General features: G+C 61.9%; 18 protein-coding genes. 10 read left to right on the top strand and 8 right to left on the bottom strand.

Going from position 1 to position 19,370, the window contains the following annotated elements; genetic code table 11:
- Positions 1 to 12: 12 nt before the first annotated feature.
- Positions 13 to 603 (bottom strand): aminoacyl-tRNA hydrolase, encoded by a 591-nt coding sequence (gene pth / locus ACJ8MK_RS01055; protein WP_004941053.1) that lies wholly within the window; start codon positions 601 to 603, stop codon positions 13 to 15.
- Between the two features lie 301 nt (positions 604 to 904).
- Between pth and ychH the strand changes: the two genes are divergently transcribed.
- Positions 905 to 1,183 (top strand): stress-induced protein YchH, encoded by a 279-nt coding sequence (gene ychH / locus ACJ8MK_RS01050; protein WP_025302491.1) that lies wholly within the window; start codon positions 905 to 907, stop codon positions 1,181 to 1,183.
- A 185-nt stretch (positions 1,184 to 1,368) separates the two neighbouring features.
- Here ychH and prs read toward each other — a convergent pair whose 3' ends face one another.
- The 3 genes from prs to lolB all read right to left on the bottom strand — a co-directional run bounded on the left by prs (position 1,369) and on the right by lolB (position 3,977).
- Positions 1,369 to 2,316, bottom strand: coding sequence for a ribose-phosphate diphosphokinase (gene prs, locus ACJ8MK_RS01045; protein ID WP_004941061.1), 948 nt, complete (start codon positions 2,314 to 2,316; stop codon positions 1,369 to 1,371).
- A gap of 174 nt (positions 2,317 to 2,490) precedes the next feature.
- The gene (ispE, locus tag ACJ8MK_RS01040; RefSeq protein ID WP_060420667.1) at positions 2,491 to 3,357 is read right to left on the bottom strand and encodes a 4-(cytidine 5'-diphospho)-2-C-methyl-D-erythritol kinase; all 867 of its coding nucleotides are present in this window, start codon (positions 3,355 to 3,357) and stop codon (positions 2,491 to 2,493) included.
- Positions 3,354 to 3,977, bottom strand: a complete 624-nt coding sequence (gene lolB / locus ACJ8MK_RS01035) for a lipoprotein insertase outer membrane protein LolB (RefSeq protein ID WP_442517442.1) — start codon at positions 3,975 to 3,977, stop codon at positions 3,354 to 3,356. Before lolB ends, ispE begins: the two co-directional genes overlap by 4 nt.
- A gap of 468 nt (positions 3,978 to 4,445) precedes the next feature.
- On the opposite strand from lolB, the gene hemA reads away from it, so the two are divergent.
- Genes hemA through kdsA form a run of 6 tightly spaced genes read left to right on the top strand, consistent with a single transcriptional unit; the run spans position 4,446 to position 9,820 of the window.
- Positions 4,446 to 5,708, top strand: a complete 1,263-nt coding sequence (gene hemA, locus ACJ8MK_RS01030) for a glutamyl-tRNA reductase (protein WP_033638164.1) — start codon at positions 4,446 to 4,448, stop codon at positions 5,706 to 5,708.
- A 31-nt stretch (positions 5,709 to 5,739) separates the two neighbouring features.
- Positions 5,740 to 6,825, top strand: a complete 1,086-nt coding sequence (prfA, locus tag ACJ8MK_RS01025; protein ID WP_033646391.1) for a peptide chain release factor 1 — start codon at positions 5,740 to 5,742, stop codon at positions 6,823 to 6,825.
- Positions 6,825 to 7,658, top strand: coding sequence for a peptide chain release factor N(5)-glutamine methyltransferase (prmC, locus tag ACJ8MK_RS01020; protein WP_033646390.1), 834 nt, complete (start codon positions 6,825 to 6,827; stop codon positions 7,656 to 7,658). Before prfA ends, prmC begins: the two co-directional genes overlap by 1 nt.
- A gap of 41 nt (positions 7,659 to 7,699) precedes the next feature.
- On the top strand, positions 7,700 to 8,101 hold the full coding sequence (locus ACJ8MK_RS01015; protein WP_170310367.1) for a SirB2 family protein: 402 nt from the start codon (positions 7,700 to 7,702) through the stop codon (positions 8,099 to 8,101).
- A complete protein-coding gene (gene sirB1 / locus ACJ8MK_RS01010) occupies positions 8,098 to 8,907 on the top strand; it encodes an invasion regulator SirB1 (protein WP_033646388.1) in 810 nt (269 codons plus the stop codon). The genes ACJ8MK_RS01015 and sirB1 overlap by 4 nt, the downstream gene beginning before the upstream one ends.
- 58 nt (positions 8,908 to 8,965) lie before the next feature.
- On the top strand, positions 8,966 to 9,820 hold the full coding sequence (gene kdsA / locus ACJ8MK_RS01005) for a 3-deoxy-8-phosphooctulonate synthase (protein WP_004941087.1): 855 nt from the start codon (positions 8,966 to 8,968) through the stop codon (positions 9,818 to 9,820).
- Positions 9,821 to 9,867: 47 nt separating this feature from the next.
- Here the strand turns inward: kdsA and dauA are convergent, their stop codons facing one another.
- From dauA to ACJ8MK_RS00985, 4 genes are all read right to left on the bottom strand, one after another.
- A complete protein-coding gene (gene dauA, locus ACJ8MK_RS01000) occupies positions 9,868 to 11,556 on the bottom strand; it encodes a C4-dicarboxylic acid transporter DauA (protein ID WP_033646387.1) in 1,689 nt (562 codons plus the stop codon).
- Positions 11,557 to 11,788: 232 nt separating this feature from the next.
- Complete coding sequence (locus ACJ8MK_RS00995) at positions 11,789 to 12,274, bottom strand: heme-degrading domain-containing protein (protein WP_060420679.1); 486 nt, start codon at positions 12,272 to 12,274, stop codon at positions 11,789 to 11,791.
- A 138-nt stretch (positions 12,275 to 12,412) separates the two neighbouring features.
- Positions 12,413 to 15,886, bottom strand: a complete 3,474-nt coding sequence (gene mfd, locus ACJ8MK_RS00990; protein ID WP_047567961.1) for a transcription-repair coupling factor — start codon at positions 15,884 to 15,886, stop codon at positions 12,413 to 12,415.
- A 22-nt stretch (positions 15,887 to 15,908) separates the two neighbouring features.
- Positions 15,909 to 16,157 (bottom strand): hypothetical protein, encoded by a 249-nt coding sequence (locus ACJ8MK_RS00985; RefSeq protein WP_060430037.1) that lies wholly within the window; start codon positions 16,155 to 16,157, stop codon positions 15,909 to 15,911.
- Between the two features lie 38 nt (positions 16,158 to 16,195).
- Between ACJ8MK_RS00985 and lolC the strand changes: the two genes are divergently transcribed.
- The 3 genes from lolC to lolE are packed head-to-tail and all read left to right on the top strand — an operon-like array spanning position 16,196 to position 19,342.
- The gene (gene lolC / locus ACJ8MK_RS00980) at positions 16,196 to 17,398 is read left to right on the top strand and encodes a lipoprotein-releasing ABC transporter permease subunit LolC (protein ID WP_048321472.1); all 1,203 of its coding nucleotides are present in this window, start codon (positions 16,196 to 16,198) and stop codon (positions 17,396 to 17,398) included.
- Positions 17,391 to 18,095 carry a lipoprotein-releasing ABC transporter ATP-binding protein LolD gene (lolD, locus tag ACJ8MK_RS00975; RefSeq protein ID WP_033638178.1) on the top strand — a complete coding sequence of 235 codons (705 nt, stop codon included), beginning with the start codon at positions 17,391 to 17,393 and terminating at the stop codon, positions 18,093 to 18,095. Before lolC ends, lolD begins: the two co-directional genes overlap by 8 nt.
- Positions 18,095 to 19,342, top strand: a complete 1,248-nt coding sequence (gene lolE, locus ACJ8MK_RS00970) for a lipoprotein-releasing ABC transporter permease subunit LolE (protein WP_033646382.1) — start codon at positions 18,095 to 18,097, stop codon at positions 19,340 to 19,342. Before lolD ends, lolE begins: the two co-directional genes overlap by 1 nt.
- Positions 19,343 to 19,370 lie beyond the last annotated feature (28 nt).

Here is a 19,370-nt window from a genome sequence, read left to right as displayed (position 1 = left end):
CTGCGGCAAGGTTCAGGCCTGCGCCTTGAAGCTGTGCAGGCGCTGAACGGTTTTTTCCAGCCCGTCCTTCATCAGCATCTCGGTGCAGCGCAGCGACTCGTCGATCGCTTCGTCGATCATCTTCTGCTCGCTGGCCGGCGGCTTGCCGAGCACGAAGCCCACCACCTTGTTCTTGTCGCCCGGATGGCCGATGCCGATGCGCAGGCGGTAGAAGTTCGGGTTGTTGCCGAACTTGTTCTGGATGTCTTTCAGGCCGTTGTGGCCGCCGTTGCCGCCGCCGAGCTTGATTTTGGCGACGCCGGGCGGCAGATCCAGCTCGTCGTGCGCCACCAGGATCTCGTTTGGTTCGATGCGGTAGAAGTTGGCCATCGCCAGCACCGCTTTGCCGCTCAGGTTCATGAAGGTGGTCGGCACCAGCAGGCGCACGTCGTTGCCCGCCAGGTTCAAACGAGCGGTATAGCCGAAGAACTTGCTCTCTTCTTTCAACTGCTGATTGTGGCGCTGGGCCAGCAGATCGACGTACCAGGCGCCGGCGTTGTGGCGCGTTTGGGCATATTCCGCGCCCGGGTTGGCCAGGCCAACTATCAATTTAATACTGCTCACTGGGAGATTCACTATGATCAGGGTAATGGAAAGGGCCTTAGTCTACCTGCCGGGGCGGCGAATGACAAAATCCGATCCCCGCCGTCGCCTTAGGTAAGAAAGACGAATGATTCATTAGCTGAATAATTCAATTTGTCCGCTAATTTTCAGCGGCGCGTTAAGAAGTGTCAATAATTCTTTACCATTTGTGATCGCCTCCGCAATCCCCTTGCCGCAACAAGGACTATACTTAACTTATCAAAGTGGGTTAACAAGTTGCAGCGTTATCCCGGTTGGCACATGGCAATCATGGAGGTGGCATATGAAACGTAGAAGCGCGGACAGAATGGGCAACTTTTTTATGGGGCTGGGGCTGGTCGTGATGATCGGCGGCGTCGGATACTCCATTATTGCTGAAGTATCCCAGTTCAATTTACCGCAATTTTTCGCCCACGGCGCCATCATGAGTATCTTCGTCGGCGCGCTGTTGTGGCTGGTGGGCGCGCGTATCGGCGGCCGCGAGCAGGTGGCGGATCGCTACTGGTGGGTAAAACACTTTGATAAACGGTGCCGCAACGACCAACATCGTTCGTCGCATTGATTAAAAAATCAGAAGGGAAGCGAGAGCAGGGCAAGGGAAAATCTGCCGTGCATTAAGGTTTGAGGTCATGTTGGACTACGAGTAGAAAACCCGTTGTTGCTTACGCACCAACGGGTTTTTCTTTTTCTGCTGTCGGGCTCGCTATCTTTCCGGCGCGGTGGGCGCCGCACCGGAAAGACGACGCATCAATGCTCGAACATTGCAGAGATCGACTCTTCGTTGCTGATGCGGCGGATGGCTTCAGCCAGCATGCCGGACAGGGTCAGAGTGCGAACGTTTTTCAGTGCCTTGATTTCCGGCGACAGCGGAATGGTGTCGCAGACGATCACTTCATCAATCACCGAGTTCTTGATGTTGTCCACGGCGTTGCCGGAGAAGATCGGGTGCGTCGCGTAGGCAAATACGCGCTTGGCACCGCGTTCTTTCAACGCTTCAGCCGCTTTACACAAGGTACCGCCGGTGTCGATCATGTCGTCGACCAGCACGCAGTCGCGGCCTGCCACGTCACCGATGATGTGCATCACCTGAGACACGTTCGCGCGCGGGCGGCGTTTGTCGATGATGGCCATGTCGGTGTCGTTCAGCAGTTTGGCGATGGCGCGGGCACGCACTACGCCGCCGATGTCCGGGGAAACCACGATCGGGTTTTCCAGGTTCTGCTGCAGCATGTCTTCCAGCAGGATCGGGCTGCCGAACACGTTGTCTACCGGAACGTCGAAGAAGCCTTGAATCTGCTCAGCATGCAGATCCACCGTCAGAACGCGGTCAACCCCTACGCTGGAGAGGAAATCGGCAACCACCTTGGCGGTGATCGGCACACGCGCGGAACGCACGCGGCGATCCTGGCGGGCATAGCCGAAGTAAGGGATAACGGCGGTAATACGACCTGCGGAGGCGCGACGCAGGGCGTCGACCATCACAACCAGTTCCATCAGGTTGTCGTTGGTCGGGGCACAGGTGGACTGGATGATGAAAATATCACCGCCGCGTACATTTTCGTTGATTTGCACGCTCACTTCGCCGTCGCTAAAACGACCTACAGCGGCGTCACCAAGGCTGGTGTACAAACGGTTGGCAATACGTTGTGCTAGTTCCGGGGTGGCGTTACCAGCAAAAAGCTTCATATCAGGCACGAGAAGAACCTCAGGCTTGCGTCCAGAGAAGATATTGTCATACGACATCGCCAAGGGGCAGTCGGCGACGCCGGCGCAATATACATACGGGTATGTAAAACTAAAATTGAGACCGCAGGCAGCGCAGGGATAACAGGGCCAGGTGTGCATGACCCTGCGCAGCGAAACGTTGAGCTACGACTCAAACCGCCCGGAACGAATGCGATGTAGTGGGGAGACGTTAACGCCGCGCGCTACAAAACCACACAACCACTCCGGGGCTTGATTTAACACCTGACGGGCGGCGATTTCTGTGTCGAATTCAGCAAACACACAAGCACCTGTGCCAGTCAGGCGTGACGGGGCGTATTCTAACAGCCATGAAAGAAGCTGTTCAACCTCGCGAAAACGTTTTCTTGCGATCGGTTCGCAATCATTTGCGTACGGTGCCTGCAACAGCTCACTTAAGGAGCGAACCGGGGTGTCTCTTTTCAATTCGGGGTCGCCGAAGATAACCGGCGTCGGGATGCCGACGCCGGGATGCGCCACCAGATACCATTTTTCCTGCGGCTCGGCCGGCTGCAGGCGCTCGCCGATGCCTTCGGCGAAGGCGGCGTGGCCGCGCACGAACACCGGCACGTCGGCGCCGAGGCTGAGCCCCAGCTCGGCCAGTTGGTCGTCGCCAAGACCGCAGCGCCACAGTTCGTTCAGCGCCACCAGCACGGTGGCGGCGTTGGAGGAGCCGCCGCCCAAACCGCCGCCCATCGGCAGGCGCTTGTCGATGCTGATGTCGGCGCCGCGCGGTGCGGTCTGCAGGCCGCGCTCATCGCAATAGCGCTGCAGCAGGCGGGCGGCGCGCACGATCAGGTTCTGCTCGTCCGGCACGCCGTCGACCGGCGTCAGCAGGTTAATGCGATCGTCCTGGCGCGGGTCAATGGTCAGGGTGTCGCCGTAGTCCAAAAACTGGAACAGCGTCTGCAGCAGGTGATAGCCGTCTTCACGACGGCCGGTGATGTACAGAAACAGGTTGAGTTTCGCGGGGGAGGGCCACTGGCGGATCATTTGAGCGTCCAGTTATCCATTTTCAGCTTGATGCGCTGGTCGCCCTGCTGCAGCTCCAGGCGGTTCGGCAGCGTCGGCTGCATCTCGTTGCTGTAGCCCTGGTAATCCACTTTCCAGGTCTGGCCGCCTTGCTGGTAGGTCAGCTTGCTCAGGCGATATTGGTCATCCAGCGCAAAATCGCCGGCTTCGCCCGGCAGGCCGAGCATCCACTGGCGCAGGTTGTTCAGCGGGATCGCCATGCCGGTCAGCTTGCGGATCATCTCTTCCGGATTGTCGCTGACGTAGCGTTTGCCCTGGTTGTCGGTCAGCTGCACCACGTTTTTCTGCACGTTGAGATCCATTTCCGTGCTGCCGAGCGGGTTGGTCAGCAGCAGGCGGTAGCGCTCCGGCGAGAACTGCTGCCAGAAGAAGCGGGCGTAGACTTTTTTCTGATCAGACAAGTAGGCGAAGGAGCCGCGGGTCTGATAGGTGCTGAGCTGCTGCACCGCCTGCTCATGGGCGCGCCACTGCGGTGAGGTCGGGCTGGTGGCCGGGCCGGTCGGCTTGGTGGTGGTACAGGCGGCCAGCACCAGGCTGGCCAGCGGGATCAGACGGAGCAAACTAACTTTGCGTATTGGCATAACTTTCTCTTGTCCTTTTGTCCTTGCGGGCATGCGCGACGAAACCCGGATTCAGCGCTCACGCTAACGGGGCGGCGGCGGCGCGTCAATTTTTTGCTGCATCGCGTTGAATCTTGCCGCTTTTACCGGCGCAATGCCAACCCGGCACGCGCGTCGGGGTCGCCATTAAGCGTAACACAATCGCCTGAAGGCGGGGGAGGCGCGCCCGATAAGCGGTGCCTTCGTTGCGCAAACGCCGCCGTTGTGTACGCCGAATAGCGTGCGCGTTATCGCAAACTGCGCTAAAATTTAAGCAATCGACCTACCTCATGACTATTTATCCTGCTGTATTTATTGCTTATTCATTAATTGATGTCATCTATGACAGCGATTGAACGGAAGATGCGGTTGTTACTTTTATTGATCCCGCGCATCAAGTAGAATGCCGTTCAACGAGAACCCGTACCAAGATAAGTATTACTCGAAGCAATGACCCTGCTGGCGTTAGGTATAAATCACAAAACCGCTCCGGTTTCTCTGCGTGAAAGGGTGACCTTCTCGCCAGAGTCCATCGATGAGGCGCTGACCAGCTTGCTCCAACAACCGTTGGTGCAGGGCGGCGTCGTGTTGTCCACCTGCAACCGCACCGAGTTGTACCTCAGCGTAGAGCAGCAGGAACACATGCACGAGCAACTGGTCGCCTGGCTGTGCGCCTATCACAACCTGCGTCCGGAAGAGGTGAAGAAAAGCCTGTACTGGCATCAGGGCAACGACGCGGTCAGCCATCTGATGCGGGTGGCCAGCGGGTTGGACTCATTGGTACTGGGCGAACCGCAGATCCTCGGTCAGGTGAAAAAGGCCTTCGCCGAGTCGCAACGCGGCCAGTCGCTCTCCGGCGAGCTGGAGCGTCTGTTCCAGAAATCCTTCTCTGTCGCCAAGCGCGTGCGCACCGAAACCGACATCGGCGCCAGCGCGGTCTCCGTGGCGTTCGCCGCCTGTACGCTGGCGCGCCAGATCTTCGAATCGCTGGCCGATCTCAACGTATTGCTGGTGGGCGCCGGCGAAACCATCGAGCTGGTGGCGCGCCACCTGCGCGAGCATAAAGTGCGACACATGATCATTGCCAACCGCACCCGCGAGCGCGCGCAGCTGCTGGCGGACGAGGTCGGCGCGGAGGTGATCACTCTGCCTGAGATCGACGAACGCCTGGCGGACGCCGACATCATCATCAGTTCCACCGCCAGCCCGCTGCCGATCATCGGCAAGGGCATGGTGGAGCGCGCGCTGAAGGCGCGCCGCAACCAGCCGATGCTGCTGGTGGATATCGCCGTACCGCGCGACATCGAGCCGGAGGTCGGCAAACTGGCCAACGCCTATCTGTACAGTGTGGACGATCTGCACGCCATCATTCAAAGCAATCTGGCGCAGCGCAAAGCGGCGGCGGTGCAGGCGGAATCGATCGTGCAGCAGGAAAGCACCAACTTCATGGCCTGGCTGCGCTCGCAGGGCGCGGTGGAAACCATCCGCGACTACCGTTCGCAGGCCGACCAAATTCGCGCAGAGATGGAGGCCAAAGCGCTGGCCGCCATCGCGCAGGGCGCCAACGTGGAGCAGGTGATACACGAGCTGGCCCATAAACTGACCAACCGTCTTATTCATGCCCCCACCAAATCCCTCCAGCAGGCCGCCGGCGACGGCGACGTGGAGCGGTTGCAGTTATTACGCGACAGCCTCGGGCTGGATCAGCATTAGTTTTCTCTATTAACAGGGTTTATTACCACGCATGAAGCCTTCTATTGTTGCCAAACTGGAAGCGTTACAAGAGCGCCATGAAGAAGTGCAGGCGCTGCTCGGCGATGCCGGCGTTATCGCCGACCAAGACCGGTTCCGCGCGCTGTCGCGAGAATACGCGCAGCTGACCGACGTCAGCCGCTGCTTCCTGGAATGGCGTCAGGTGCAGGAGGATCTGGAGACGGCGGAAATGATGCTGGACGATCCGGAGATGCGCGAGATGGCGCAGGAAGAGCTGAAACAGGCGCGGGCGGCCAGCGAAGAGCTGGAGCAGCAGCTGCAGGTCTTGCTGCTGCCGAAAGATCCGGACGATGAGCGCAGCTGCTTCCTCGAGGTGCGCGCCGGCACCGGCGGCGATGAGGCGGCGATCTTCGCCGGCGATCTGTTCCGCATGTACAGTCGTTACGCCGAAGGCCGCCGCTGGCGCGTCGAGGTGATGAGCGCCAACGAAGGCGAACACGGCGGCTTCAAGGAAGTGATCGCCAAAGTCTCCGGCGATGGCGTGTACGGCCAGCTGAAGTTTGAATCCGGCGGCCACCGCGTGCAGCGCGTGCCGGAAACCGAATCCCAGGGGCGCATCCACACCTCCGCCTGCACCGTGGCGGTGATGCCTGAAGTGCCGGAAGCCGAGCTGCCGGACATCAACCCGGGCGATCTGAAAATCGACACCTTCCGCTCCTCCGGCGCCGGCGGCCAGCACGTTAACACCACCGACTCGGCGATCCGCATCACCCACCTGCCGACCGGCATCGTGGTGGAGTGCCAGGACGAACGTTCACAGCACAAAAACAAAGCCAAGGCGATGTCGGTGCTGGGCGCGCGCATTCGCGCCGCCGAGATGGCCAAGCGCCAGCAGGCCGAGGCGTCCACTCGCCGCAACCTGCTGGGCAGCGGCGATCGTTCCGACCGTAACCGCACCTACAACTTCCCGCAGGGGCGGGTGACCGACCACCGCATCAACCTGACGCTCTACCGTCTGGACGAGGTGATGGAAGGCAAACTGGACATGCTGATCCAGCCGATCGTGCAGGAGTATCAGGCCGACCAGCTGGCTGCGCTGTCCGCCGAGCAAGAGTGATGGACTATCAACACTGGCTGAAAGCCGCCGCCGCGCGTTTGACCCACAGCGACAGCGCCCGGCGCGACGCGGAAATCCTGTTGGGTTTCGTGACCGGCAAGGCCAGAACTTTCCTGATGGCGTTCGGGGAAACCCTGCTGACGCCGCCGCAGCAACAGCAACTGGAGACGCTGCTGGCGCGCCGCGAACGCGGTGAGCCGGTGGCCTATCTGGTGGGCGAGCGCGAGTTTTGGTCGCTGCCGCTGTCGGTTTCGCCCGCAACGCTGATCCCACGCCCGGATACCGAATGCCTGGTGGAACTGGCGCTGGCGCGCCTGCCGCCGCAACCCTGCCATTTCCTCGATCTCGGCACCGGCACCGGCGCCATCGCGCTGGCGCTGGCCAGCGAGCGCCCGGATTGTTCGGCAATCGGCGTCGATGTGCAGCCGGAGGCGGTCGCGCTGGCGCAGCATAATGCGCGCAAGCTGAAGATCGACAACGTCCGATTTCTACAGGGCAGCTGGTTTGCGCCGGTGGCGGGGCAACGCTTCGCGCTGATCGCCAGCAATCCGCCCTATATCGACGCCGCCGATCCGCATTTGTCGCAGGGCGACGTGCGCTTCGAGCCGGGCAGCGCGCTGGTCGCCGCCGATCATGGGCTGGCGGATCTGGCCGCCATCGTGGGCCAGGCGCCGCACCATTTGCAGCCGCAGGGTTGGCTGCTGTTGGAACATGGCTGGCAGCAGGGCGAGAGCGTGCGCGCGCTGCTGCAGGCCGCCGGATTTTCCGCTGTCGCCACCCACCGCGATTACGGCGACAACGACCGCGTGACGCTCGGCCAATGGCCGGGATAATCGCCACTGATAATAACGACGCCCGGGCCATTTAAGGGAGCATCATGACTGCATACACCGCGTTGAAACATTTCCATTTGCTGACGGTCGCCATCAGTATTACCTTGTTTGTGCTGCGTTTCTTTTGGCAGTGGCGCCGCTCGCCGATCATGGGCCGCCGCTGGGTCAAGGTAGCGCCGCACCTGAACGACACGCTGCTGTTCGTCAGCGGCATCGCGCTGGTGGTGACGTTCGGGTTTTATCCGCTGCTGGGTATGGACTCATGGCTGACCGAGAAGCTGTTTGGCGTTATTATCTATATCCTGCTTGGCTACGTCGCATTGGGCAAGAAGACCAAAAGTCAGCGGCTGCGAACCGTGGCGTTCGTGCTGGCGTTGGGCTGCCTGTACCTGATAATTAAACTTGCCACGACGAAAATACCGTTTCTGATGGGATACCTATGAGTAGCATTGCTGATTTTGAATTTAACGCCTCGCCGCTGAGCGAAGGGGTGATCCTGGTGTCGCAGTCGGTGCGGCGCGATTTCCCGGCTGCCGACGTGGAGCGCAAGCTGCAACAGCTGGTAGACGAAGCGCGCGCGGCGGTGCCGGCCGATATCACTCAGGAGCAGCAACTGGATGCGCTCATCGAGCTGTTTTACAAGACCTGGGGCTTCGGCGGCGCCAGCGGCGTGTACCGCCTGTCGGACGCCATCTGGCTGGACAAGGTGCTGGAAGGGCGGCAGGGCACGCCGGTCTCGCTGGGCACCATTTTCCTGCACATCGCCAACGCGCTGGATCTGCCGCTGCTGCCGGTGATTTTCCCCACTCAGTTGATCCTGCGCGCTGACTGGCTGGACGAAGAGCTGTGGCTGATCAACCCGCTGAACGGCGAAACCCTTAGCGAACACCAGCTGGAAGTGTGGATCAAGGGCAACCTGGGGCTGGGCGCCGAGCTGGAAGACGACGATCTCGATGAGTCGGAGAACATCATGGTGGTGCGCAAGATGCTCGATACGCTGAAGGCCGCCCTGATGGAAGAAAAACAGCTGGAAATGGCGCTGCGCACCAGCGAAACGGTGCTGTGCTTCGATCCGGAAGATCCGTACGAGATCCGCGACCGCGGGCTGATTTACGCCCAGCTGGAGTGCAACCATATCGCGATTTCCGATCTCAACTATTTTGTCGAGCAGTGTCCTGAAGACCCGGTCAGCGAAGTGATCAAAGTGCAGATCCATTCGATTGAGCCGAAACAGGTGACGCTGCATTAATTCAATGACTCCGCGCAGTGTGCAAGGCGACGGTTACAACCTTAACAAAGGCGAAAGCATGAAACAGAAAGTGGTTAGCATTGGCGATATCGACGTAGCAAACGATCTGCCGTTTGTGCTGTTTGGCGGTATGAACGTGCTGGAATCGCGCGATCTGGCGATGAGCATCTGCGAACACTACGTCACCGTGACGCAAAAACTGGGCATTCCTTACGTATTCAAGGCCTCTTTCGACAAGGCCAACCGCTCTTCCATCCACTCGTACCGCGGTCCGGGCCTGGAAGAAGGGATGAAGATCTTCGAAGAGCTGAAAAAAACCTTCGGCGTGAAAATCATCACCGACGTGCATGAAGCGGCGCAGGCGCAGCCGGTTTCCGAAGTGGTTGACGTGATCCAGTTGCCGGCCTTCCTGGCGCGCCAGACCGATCTGGTGGAAGCGATGGCGAAAACCGGCGCGGTGATCAACGTCAAGAAGCCGCAGTTCGTCAGCCCGGGGCAGATGGGCAATATCGTCGACAAGTTCAAAGAGGGCGGCAACGACCAGGTGATCCTGTGCGATCGCGGCAGCAACTTTGGCTATGACAACCTGGTGGTCGACATGCTGGGCATCAACGTGATGAAAAACGTGACCGGCGGCCATCCGGTGATCTTCGACGTGACCCACGCGCTGCAGACCCGCGATCCGTTCGGCGCCGCGTCCGGTGGCCGTCGCGCTCAGGTGGCCGAGCTGGCGCGCGCCGGCATGGCGGTCGGTCTGGCCGGTCTGTTCCTCGAAGCGCACCCGGATCCGAACAACGCCAAGTGCGACGGCCCGTCCGCGCTGCCGTTGGATAAGCTGGAGCCGTTCCTGGCGCAGATGAAAGCCATCGACGACCTGGTGAAGAGCTTCCCGGAGCTGGATACCAGCAACTAAGCGCTCGTCACCATAAAAAAAGCCCGACTCGTCGGGCTTTTTTACGTTTAGGCACCGGTGGCCGCCAGCGCTTCCGGCAGCGTCGGGTAGAACTGCAGGCGGCCCTCTATCGGTTGCACCCGCGCGCGCGCCAGGGTTTTCAGCGGCTGGAACGGCACGTCGGTGATCACCAGCTTTTTGTCCGCCGGCAACTCGTCGATAAAGCGCCGCAGGGCGCTCAGGCCGCCGGCGTCGAGCACCGGCACCGCATCCCACTGCAGCACGATCGTGCGGTAGCCTTCGCTGCGCGCCAGCAGTTCGGTAAAGATGCGCTCGGCGGCGGCGAAGAACAGCGGGCCGTTCACCCGCAGCACCAGGCGGCCGTGGTCGGCGCTCAGCTCACTCAGCTTTGTCATACGGGCGATACGGCGCATAAACAGCAGCGACGCCAGCACGATGCCCACGGTAATGGCGATCACCATGTCGAACAGCACCGTCAGCGACATGCACAGCAGCAGCACCAGAATGTCGTCCTTCGGCGCCCGGCGCAGCAGGTAAACCACCTTGTGCGCCTCGCTCATGTTCCAGGCGACCATCAGCAGCAGCGCCGCCATCGCCGCCAGCGGCAGGTAAGAGAGCCACGGCGCCAATACCAGCAGCGCCAGCAGCACCAGCAGCGCGTGGATGATGGCGGACACCGGCGAGGTGGCGCCGGCGCGCACGTTGGCCGCCGAACGGGCAATCGCGGCGGTGGCGGTAATGCCGCCGAAGAACGGCGCGATGATGTTGCCCGCGCCCTGGCCGATCAGTTCGCTGTTCGAGTTGTGCTTCTTGCCGGTCATGCCGTCGAGCACCACCGCGCACAGCAGCGATTCGATCGCGCCGAGCATCGCCATCGAAAACGCCGCCGGCAATAGGGCGGAAACGGTTTGCCAGCTCAGGGTGAACGGCTGCCCGCCGCCGCCCGGCAGATCCCAGGGCAGCAGCAACTGCGGCAGGATCGGCGGGATGCCCTGGCCGCTGCTGCCGTCGGCCAGCAGGTAGCTGAAGCGCGAGCCGATGGTCGCCACCGGGTGATCAAACAGCGCCAGCAGCCCCATTAGCGCGGTGCCCGCCAGCAGCGCCGGCAGGTGGCCAGGCACCCGCAGGCCGAGCTTGGGCCAGAAGATCAGGATCAAGAGCGTCACCGCGCCGATCAGGGTATCGCCGAAATCCAGCGTCGGCAGCGCCTGCAGCAGGGCGTGCAGTTTGCCGACGTAATTTTCCGGCGTGTGCGCCAGCTGCAGGCCGAAGAAGTCCTTGATCTGCATGGTGGCGATGGTGATGGCGATGCCGGAGGTAAAGCCGAGCGTCACCGGCAGCGGAATGTACTCGATCAGCCGGCCCAGGCGCGCCAGCCCCATCAGCAGCAGAAATACTCCGGAGATCAGCGTGGCGACCAGCAGGCCGGCCAGGCCGAACTGCTGCGAAACCGGATACAGGATCACCACGAAGGCGGCGGTGGGGCCGGAGACGCTGTAGCGCGAACCGCCGCTGACGGCGATGACGATGCCGGCGATGGCGGCGGTATACAGGCCGTATTGCGGCGGCACGCCGCTGGCGATCGCCAGCGCCATCGCCAGCGGGATGGCGATAATGCCGACCGTCACCCCGGCGATAGCGTCTTTCAGCAACCGCGCCAGGCTATAAGGTTCCCGCCAGCAGGCGTCTATCAGCGCGCTGAAGGGGCGAATTCTGTTTATTTCATGCGTTTTCATCTACGGTGCGTACCAAATCTTCAAAAGTGAAAGGAATGGCGGGCCCGATGAGGTCCGTCTTGTCACGTGACAGATACCATACGCCTTTTACTCAGCGGATTACCAGACCTGTATCAATTTGGCGCAGGAAATCAGAGAGTCGCCCTTTTGTTTGGGGCTAAATGCCGATAACAGATAAGTCAGCCGCAGATTCTGCGGCTGAAAAGGAAAGGAATAATCAAGGTTTTAACGGCTAGTGGAGCGCGGGCAGGGATAAGCCGAGAAAGTTCGCTAAAGTACTCACCAGCAGCTGATGGTCTTCTTTCTGCGGCGCGCCGGAAATGCTGATGCTGCCGACGCAGCCGAGGCCGGTCAGAGTGAGCGGGAAGGCGCCGCCGTGCACCGAATAGTCGCGCACGCTCAGCCCGTAGCGTTCCTCCAGCGACGTTTGCCGCTGCTGCAGGCGCAGGCCGATGGCGTAAGAGCTTTTGTGAAAATGGTTCACCAGATTACGCTTGCGCCTCACCCAGTCGGCAATGTCCGGCGTGGCGCCCGGCATGGCGTAATAAAACAGCGTTTGCCCGGCCAGTTGGATCTCGATGGCGATGCTCAGGCCGCGCCGCTCGGCGGCGGTTTTCAGCGCCGCGCCCAGTTCCCAGGCGGTGGCGGCGTCAAAATGGGTAAAGGCCAGCGTCGCTTCCTGTTCGCTGAGCGCCTGCAGTTCATCGTCGATATTCATGCGGTTCTCCCCCAATAACACAGGGCACAGAGTAGCCTGAAGCGCCTGGGGAGGGATAGAAGGCTTGGCGATAAGATAGAACCGCCCGGCCGCAGCCGGGGATGGGAGTGTGCGCCCCGGCGAGCGGGGCGCGTGGCCTCAGGCCGCCAGCGTGTGTTCGCGGAAGGCGTCCAGCAGCTCTTCGGTGAACGTCAGGCGTTTTTGGCGATCGGCCAGATCGAGCGTGAACTTCAGCTTGCTCGGGCCGTCCAGGCGGTAAACCTGCGGATTGCCCTGCAACAGGCCAATCAGATAACCGGGATCGACGCGGTTGTTGTCGCCGAACTCGATAAAGCCGCCGCGCTCGTTGCTCTCGATGCGTTTGATGCCCAGCTTCTGCGCATGCAGGCGCAGCGCCGCGCACTGCAACAGGTTGCGTGCCGCGTCCGGCAACTGACCGAAGCGGTCGATCAGCTCGACTTTCAGCTCATCCAGCTCGCCGTCGCTCTTCGCGCTGGCGATGCGCTTGTACAGCGACAGGCGGGTATTGACGTCGGGAATGAAATCTTCCGGCAGCAGCGCCGGCATGCGCAGTTCCACCTCGGTCTGGCTGCTGGTGAGATCTTCCAGCGACGGTTCGCGGCCATTTTTCAACGCATCGACGGCGCTTTCCAGCAGCTCCATGTAGAGCGAGAAGCCGACGGTGGTCATCTGGCCGCTCTGGTCTTCGCCCAGCAGCTCGCCGGCGCCGCGGATCTCCAGATCGTGGGTCGCCAGCGCGAAACCGGCGCCGAGATCTTCCAGCGATGCGATGGCTTCGAGCCGTTTATGGGCGTCGGTGCCCATGGCTTTCGGGTTTGGCGTCAGCAGATAGGCGTAAGCCTGGTGGTGCGAGCGCCCGACGCGGCCGCGCAGCTGGTGCAGCTGCGCCAAGCCGAAGCGATCGGCGCGCTCGATGATGATGGTGTTGGCGCTGGGAATATCGATGCCGGTTTCGATGATGGTGGTGCACACCAGCACGTTGAAGCGCTGGTGGTGGAAATCGTTCATCACCCGTTCCAGATCGCGCTCGCGCATCTGGCCGTGGCCGATGGCGATGCGCGCTTCCGGCACCAGCTCCGCCAGGCGCTGCGCCGCTTTCTCGATGTTTTCGACGTCGTTGTAGAGGTAGTAAACCTGGCCGCCGCGCAGCACTTCGCGCAGGATCGCCTCGCGCACCACCAGGCTGTCGTATTCGCGCACGAAGGTCTTCACCGCCAACCGGCGCGCCGGCGGGGTGGCGATGATCGACAGATCGCGCATGCCGCTCATCGCCATGTTCAGGGTGCGCGGGATCGGCGTGGCGGTCAGCGTCAGGATATCGACGTCGGCGCGCATCGCCTTGATACGTTCTTTATGGCGCACGCCGAAGCGGTGTTCTTCATCGACGATCAGCAGCCCCAGGTCTTTCCAGCGCAGATCGCTCTGCAACAGCTTGTGGGTGCCGATGATGATGTCCACCTTGCCTTCTGCCGCGTCGTCCAGCACCTGCTGCTGCTCTTTGGCGCTGCGGAAGCGCGACATCATCTCGATGCGGATCGGCCAGGTGGCGAAGCGATCGCGGAAGTTGTCGAAGTGCTGCTGCGCCAGCAGGGTGGTCGGCACCAGCACCGCCACCTGCTTGCCGTTTTCCACCGCCAGGAAGGCGGCGCGCATCGCCACTTCGGTTTTGCCGAAGCCGACGTCGCCGCACACCAGGCGATCCATCGCCAGCGGCTGACACATGTCGCTCAATACGGCATTGATCGCTTGTTCCTGATCCGGCGTGGTTTCGAACGGGAAGCTCTGGCAGAACAGCTGATACTGTTCGCGGTTGTGTTTGAAGGCGAAACCGGCTTTGGCGGCGCGCTGGGCGTAGATATCCAGCAGCTCCGCCGCCACGTCGCGCACCCGCTCGGCCGCTTTCTGCCGCGCGCGCGTCCAGGCATCGCCGCCCAGTTTGTGCAGCGGGGCGTTTTCGTCCGCGCCGCCGGCGTAGCGGCTGATCAGATGCAGCGAAGAAACCGGCACGTACAGCTTGTCCTCACCGGCGTAGGAGAGGATCAGGTACTCGGCCTTGATGCCGCCGGCCTCCAGCGTGGTCAGGCCGACGTAGCGGCCGACGCCGTGCTCCAGGTGCACCACCGGCTGGCCGGGATGCAGCTCCGCCAGGTTGCGGATCAGGGTATCGGTGTTAATGGTGCGCCGGTTGTCCTGCCGGCGGCGGCTGACGCGCTCGCCGAGCAGATCGCTTTCGCAGATCAGCGCCCGCCGGCGCAGGCCGTCGAGGAAGCCGTGTTCGGCGGCGCCGACCATCATGTAACGGCCCGCCGTTTCCGTCTGATCGAGGCGTTGAATCAGCGCCGGCGCCAGCTTGATGCGGCCGAGCAGATCCTGCAGCGTTTCACGCCGCCCCTCGCTCTCGACGGAGAAAATTACGCTGCCGTCGAAGCCTTCGATAAAGCGCCGCAGGTTATCCAGCGGGGATTTATGCTGCGCCTGCACCGCCAGATCGGGCAGGGCATGGTAGTCCAGATTGGTATTGCCGGCCTTGGCCGGCAGCTCATCGGTTTTCAGCGCGATGCGCGGCCAGGCCTTCAGCTCGCCGAACAGCGCGTCGACGCGCAGCCACAGCGTATCCGGCGCCAGCAGCGGGCGCATCGGATCGACGCGGCGGCTTTCGTAACGCTGGTTGACGTCTTGCCAGAAGCGCTCGGCGGCGCCCTCCAGATCGCCGGTATTGACGATCAGCGTGTTGGCCGGCAGGTAGCTGAACAGCGACGGCAGCGGCTGGCTGAAGAACAGCGGCTGCCAGTATTCGATGCCGGCCGGCCAGGCGCTTTTGCTGACCTGCTGATAGATGTGTTCGGCGTCGCGGCGCACCTCAAACTGCTCGCGCCACTGGCTGCGGAACAGCTCGATGGCGTTCTTGTCGGTGGGGAACTCGTGGGCCGGCAACAGATTGATGGCCTCGACTTCGCTCAGCGTGCGCTGGGTATCGACGTCGAAGATGCGCAGGCTGTCGATTTCGTCATCGAAAAAGTCGATGCGGTAAGGCTCATCGCTGCCCATCGGGTAAAGATCGAGCAGCGCGCCGCGGGTGGCGAATTCGCCGTGTTCCATCACCTGATCGACGCTGCGATAGCCGGCCTGTTCCAGCTGCGCGCGCAGCTTGTCGCGCGACAGGCGCTGGCCTTTCTTCATCACCAGCGCGTGGCCGTGCAGGAACTCGTGCGGGCAGACGCGCTGCATCAGGGTATTGACCGGCAAAATGATCACGCCGCGCGCCATGGTCGGCAGATGATACAGGCTCGACAAACGATCCGAGATGATTTCCTGATGCGGCGAGAAGCTGTCATACGGCAGGGTTTCCCAGTCGGACAGCGTGGTCACCATCTGGTCGGTGAACTGCTGGATCTCGTCGCGCAGCCGCAGGGCGTTTTGCATGTCCGGCGCGATCAGCATCACCGGGCCAGGGTGGCGTTCGACGATCTCGGCGCACTCCACGGCGCAGGCCGCGCCGGTCAGTTGCCCCAGCTGGCGCAGATCGCCTGCGCGATCGGGCAGAGAATAACGAGGGGATGAGGAACGGTTACGGCTATCGGAAGTGCTCATTCAGGTATCTTTAATCAATGTGTTAGAGGGCGTTCCGGCACGGATAACCCAGCGCCTTTATGCTGTTTATAGTAGCCCAGCGGCCGGCAAACTGACACAGCAAAAAGCGCTGCTCATCGCTTTTTTGCCGATTATTTAACCGGTTGACGCCGTCGACTTTTTGCGGCGACGGGGCAATATTGCGCTCATCTGCCGCCGCTGTTCTCCTCTGCGCCACGCAATAAAAGGCCGTCGGGTGTTCCCTAAACGAGGGAGAGCCTTTATCATCCATGATCACTTTGCTTAAGCCACGGCTATCAAACGGATTTCATGTATCAACCTGTCGCGTTATTCATTGGCCTGCGCTACATGCGCGGGCGAGCCTCAGACCGCTTCGGGCGGTTTGTTTCCTGGCTTTCCACCATCGGCATTACGCTGGGGGTGATGGCGTTGGTCACCGTGCTGTCGGTGATGAACGGATTCGAAAAGGATCTGGAGAACAACATCCTCGGCCTGATGCCGCAGGCGTTGATCACCAGCCCGCAAGGATCGGTCAACCCGCAGCAGCTGCCGGCCTCCGAGGTGCAGAAGCTGCAGGGCGTCACGCGCGTCGCACCGCTGACCACCGGTGACGTGGTGCTGCAAAGCGCCCGCAGCGTGGCGGTTGGGGTGATGCTCGGCGTCAATCCCGACGAGGCCGATCCGCTGACCCCGTATCTGGTCAACGTCAAGCAGCTGCAGCTGCAGCCGGGCCAATACAACATCATCATCGGCGAACAGCTGGCGGGGCAACTCGGCGTCAAACGCGGCGATTCGCTGCGAGTGATGGTGCCGAGCGCCAGCCAGTTCACGCCGATGGGCCGCATTCCCAGCCAGCGTCTGTTCACCCTTATCGGCACCTTCCACGCCAACAGCGAGGTGGACGGCTATCAGCTGCTGGTCAACCAACAGGACGCTTCGCGCCTGATGCGCTACCCGGCCGGCAACATCACCGGCTGGCGCCTGTTCCTGCAGCAGCCGCTGGCGGTCGATACCCTCAGCCAACAGCCGTTGCCGGCGGGCACGGTCTGGAAAGACTGGCGCGATCGCAAGGGCGAGCTGTTCCAGGCGGTGCGCATGGAGAAGAACATGATGGGGCTGCTGCTCAGCCTGATCGTGGCGGTGGCGGCGTTTAACATCATTACCTCGCTCGGCCTGCTGGTGATGGAGAAGCAGGGCGAGGTCGCCATTCTGCAGACCCAGGGGCTGACCCGCCGCCAGATCATGTCGGTGTTTATGGTGCAGGGCGCCAGCGCCGGCATCATCGGCTCGCTGCTCGGCACGCTGCTCGGCGTGTTGCTGGCCACCAACCTGAATAACCTGATGCCGATCCTCGGCGCCCTGATCGACGGCGCTTCGCTGCCGGTGGCGGTCGATCCGCTGCAGGTGACGATCATCGCCGTGGTGGCGATGGCGGTTTCCCTGTTGTCCACGCTTTATCCTTCATGGCGCGCTGCCGCCGTACAACCCGCTGAGGCTTTACGTTATGAGTAACCATCTTTTGCTGCAGTGTGACAACCTGTGCAAGACCTATCAGGAAGGCAATCTGCACACCGACGTGCTGCGCAACGTCAGCTTTGCCATGCAGCAGGGCGAGATGATGGCGATCGTCGGCAGCTCGGGTTCCGGCAAGAGCACCCTGTTGCACCTGCTGGGCGGGCTGGACTCGCCGACCTCCGGCGAGGTGATCTTCAAGGGCGCATCGCTGAACGCCATGTCTTCGGCGGCCAAGGCCGAGCTGCGCAACCGCCAGCTCGGCTTCATCTATCAGTTTCACCATCTGCTGCCGGACTTCACCGCGCTGGAAAACGCCGCCATGCCGCTGCTGATCGGCGGCGCCAAGCCGGCGCAGGCGCAGGAGAAGGCGCGGGAGATGCTGGCGGCGGTCGGGCTGGAAAAACGCAGCAAACACCGCCCGTCCGAGCTCTCGGGCGGCGAGCGTCAGCGCGTGGCGATCGCGCGCGCGCTGGTCAACAACCCGGCGCTGGTGCTGGCGGACGAACCGACCGGCAATCTGGACAAACGCACCGCGGACAGCATCTTCGATCTGCTGGGCGAGCTGAACGTGCGTCAGGGCACCGCTTTTCTGGTGGTGACGCACGATCTGCAGCTGGCCAAGCGCCTGAGCCGCCAGCTGGAAATGGCCGACGGCCACCTGCAGGCGCAGCTGACCCTGATGGGGGCCGAGTAATGGCGGGAGCCTCACTGTCCTTCCTGACGGCCCTGCGTTTCAGCCGCGGCCGTAAACGCGGCGGCATGGTGTCGCTGATTTCGGTCATCTCCACCATCGGCATCGCGCTGGGGGTAGCGGTGTTGATCGTCGGCCTGAGCGCGATGAACGGCTTTGAGCGCGAGCTGAAAAACCGCATTCTGGCGGTGGTGCCGCACGGCGAGCTCGAGCCGGTCAATCAGCCGTTCAGCGGCTGGCCGTCGATTCTGCAGCGGGTGGAGAAGGTGCCGGGCATTGTGGCCGCCGCGCCGTACATCAACTTTACCGGCCTGATGGAGAACGGCGCGCAGCTGCGCGCGGTGGAAGTCAAAGGCGTGGATCCGCAGCAGGAGAGCCGGCTGAGCGCGCTGCCGCAGTATGTGCAGGGTGATGCCTGGGCCAACTTCAAGGCCGGCGAACAGCAGGTGATCCTCGGCAAGGGCGTGGCCGACGCGCTGGGCGTGAAGCAAGGCGCCTATGTGACGGTGATGATCCCCAATAGCGACCCGGAAATGAAGCTGCTGCAGCCGAAGCGCATTCGCCTGCACGTGACCGGCATTTTGCAGCTCAGCGGCCAGCTCGATCACAGTCTGGCGCTGGTGCCGCTGGCCGACGCGCAGCAGTATCTCGATATGGGTGACAGCGTCACGGGTATCGCCCTCAAGATGAACGATGTGTTCGCCGCCAACAAACTGGTGCGCGACGCCGGCGAAGTGACCAACGCCTACATTTACATCAAGAGCTGGATCGGCAAGTACGGCTACATGTACCGCGATATCCAGATGATCCGCGCCATCATGTACCTGGCGATGGTGCTGGTGATCGGCGTGGCCTGCTTCAACATCGTTTCCACGCTGGTGATGGCGGTGAAAGACAAAAGCGCCGACATCGCGGTGCTGCGCACCCTGGGCGCCAAAGACGGCTTTATCCGCGCCATCTTCATCTGGTACGGGCTGCTGGCCGGGCTGCTGGGCAGCCTGAGCGGCGTGGTGATCGGGGTGATCGCCTCGCTGCAGCTGACCAACATTATCCGGGGCATCGAGAAACTGGTCGGCCACTCCTTCCTGTCGGGCGATATCTACTTCATCGACTTCCTGCCTTCCGAGCTGCACTGGCTGGACGTGCTGATCGTGCTGGCGACCGCCATCGTGCTGAGCCTGTTGGCCAGTTGGTATCCGGCGAGGCGCGCCAGCCGCATCGATCCGGCGCGGGTGCTCAGCGGACAATAAAACCCACGGGGAGGCAGCGATGCCGCCC

The organism is Serratia sp. CY38905 (assembly GCF_052168875.1).
Taxonomy (GTDB): Bacteria; Pseudomonadota; Gammaproteobacteria; order Enterobacterales; family Enterobacteriaceae; genus Serratia; species Serratia sarumanii.
Note: the sequence above shows the minus strand (reverse complement) of the source record. Positions and strands in the feature narration are given on the sequence as shown.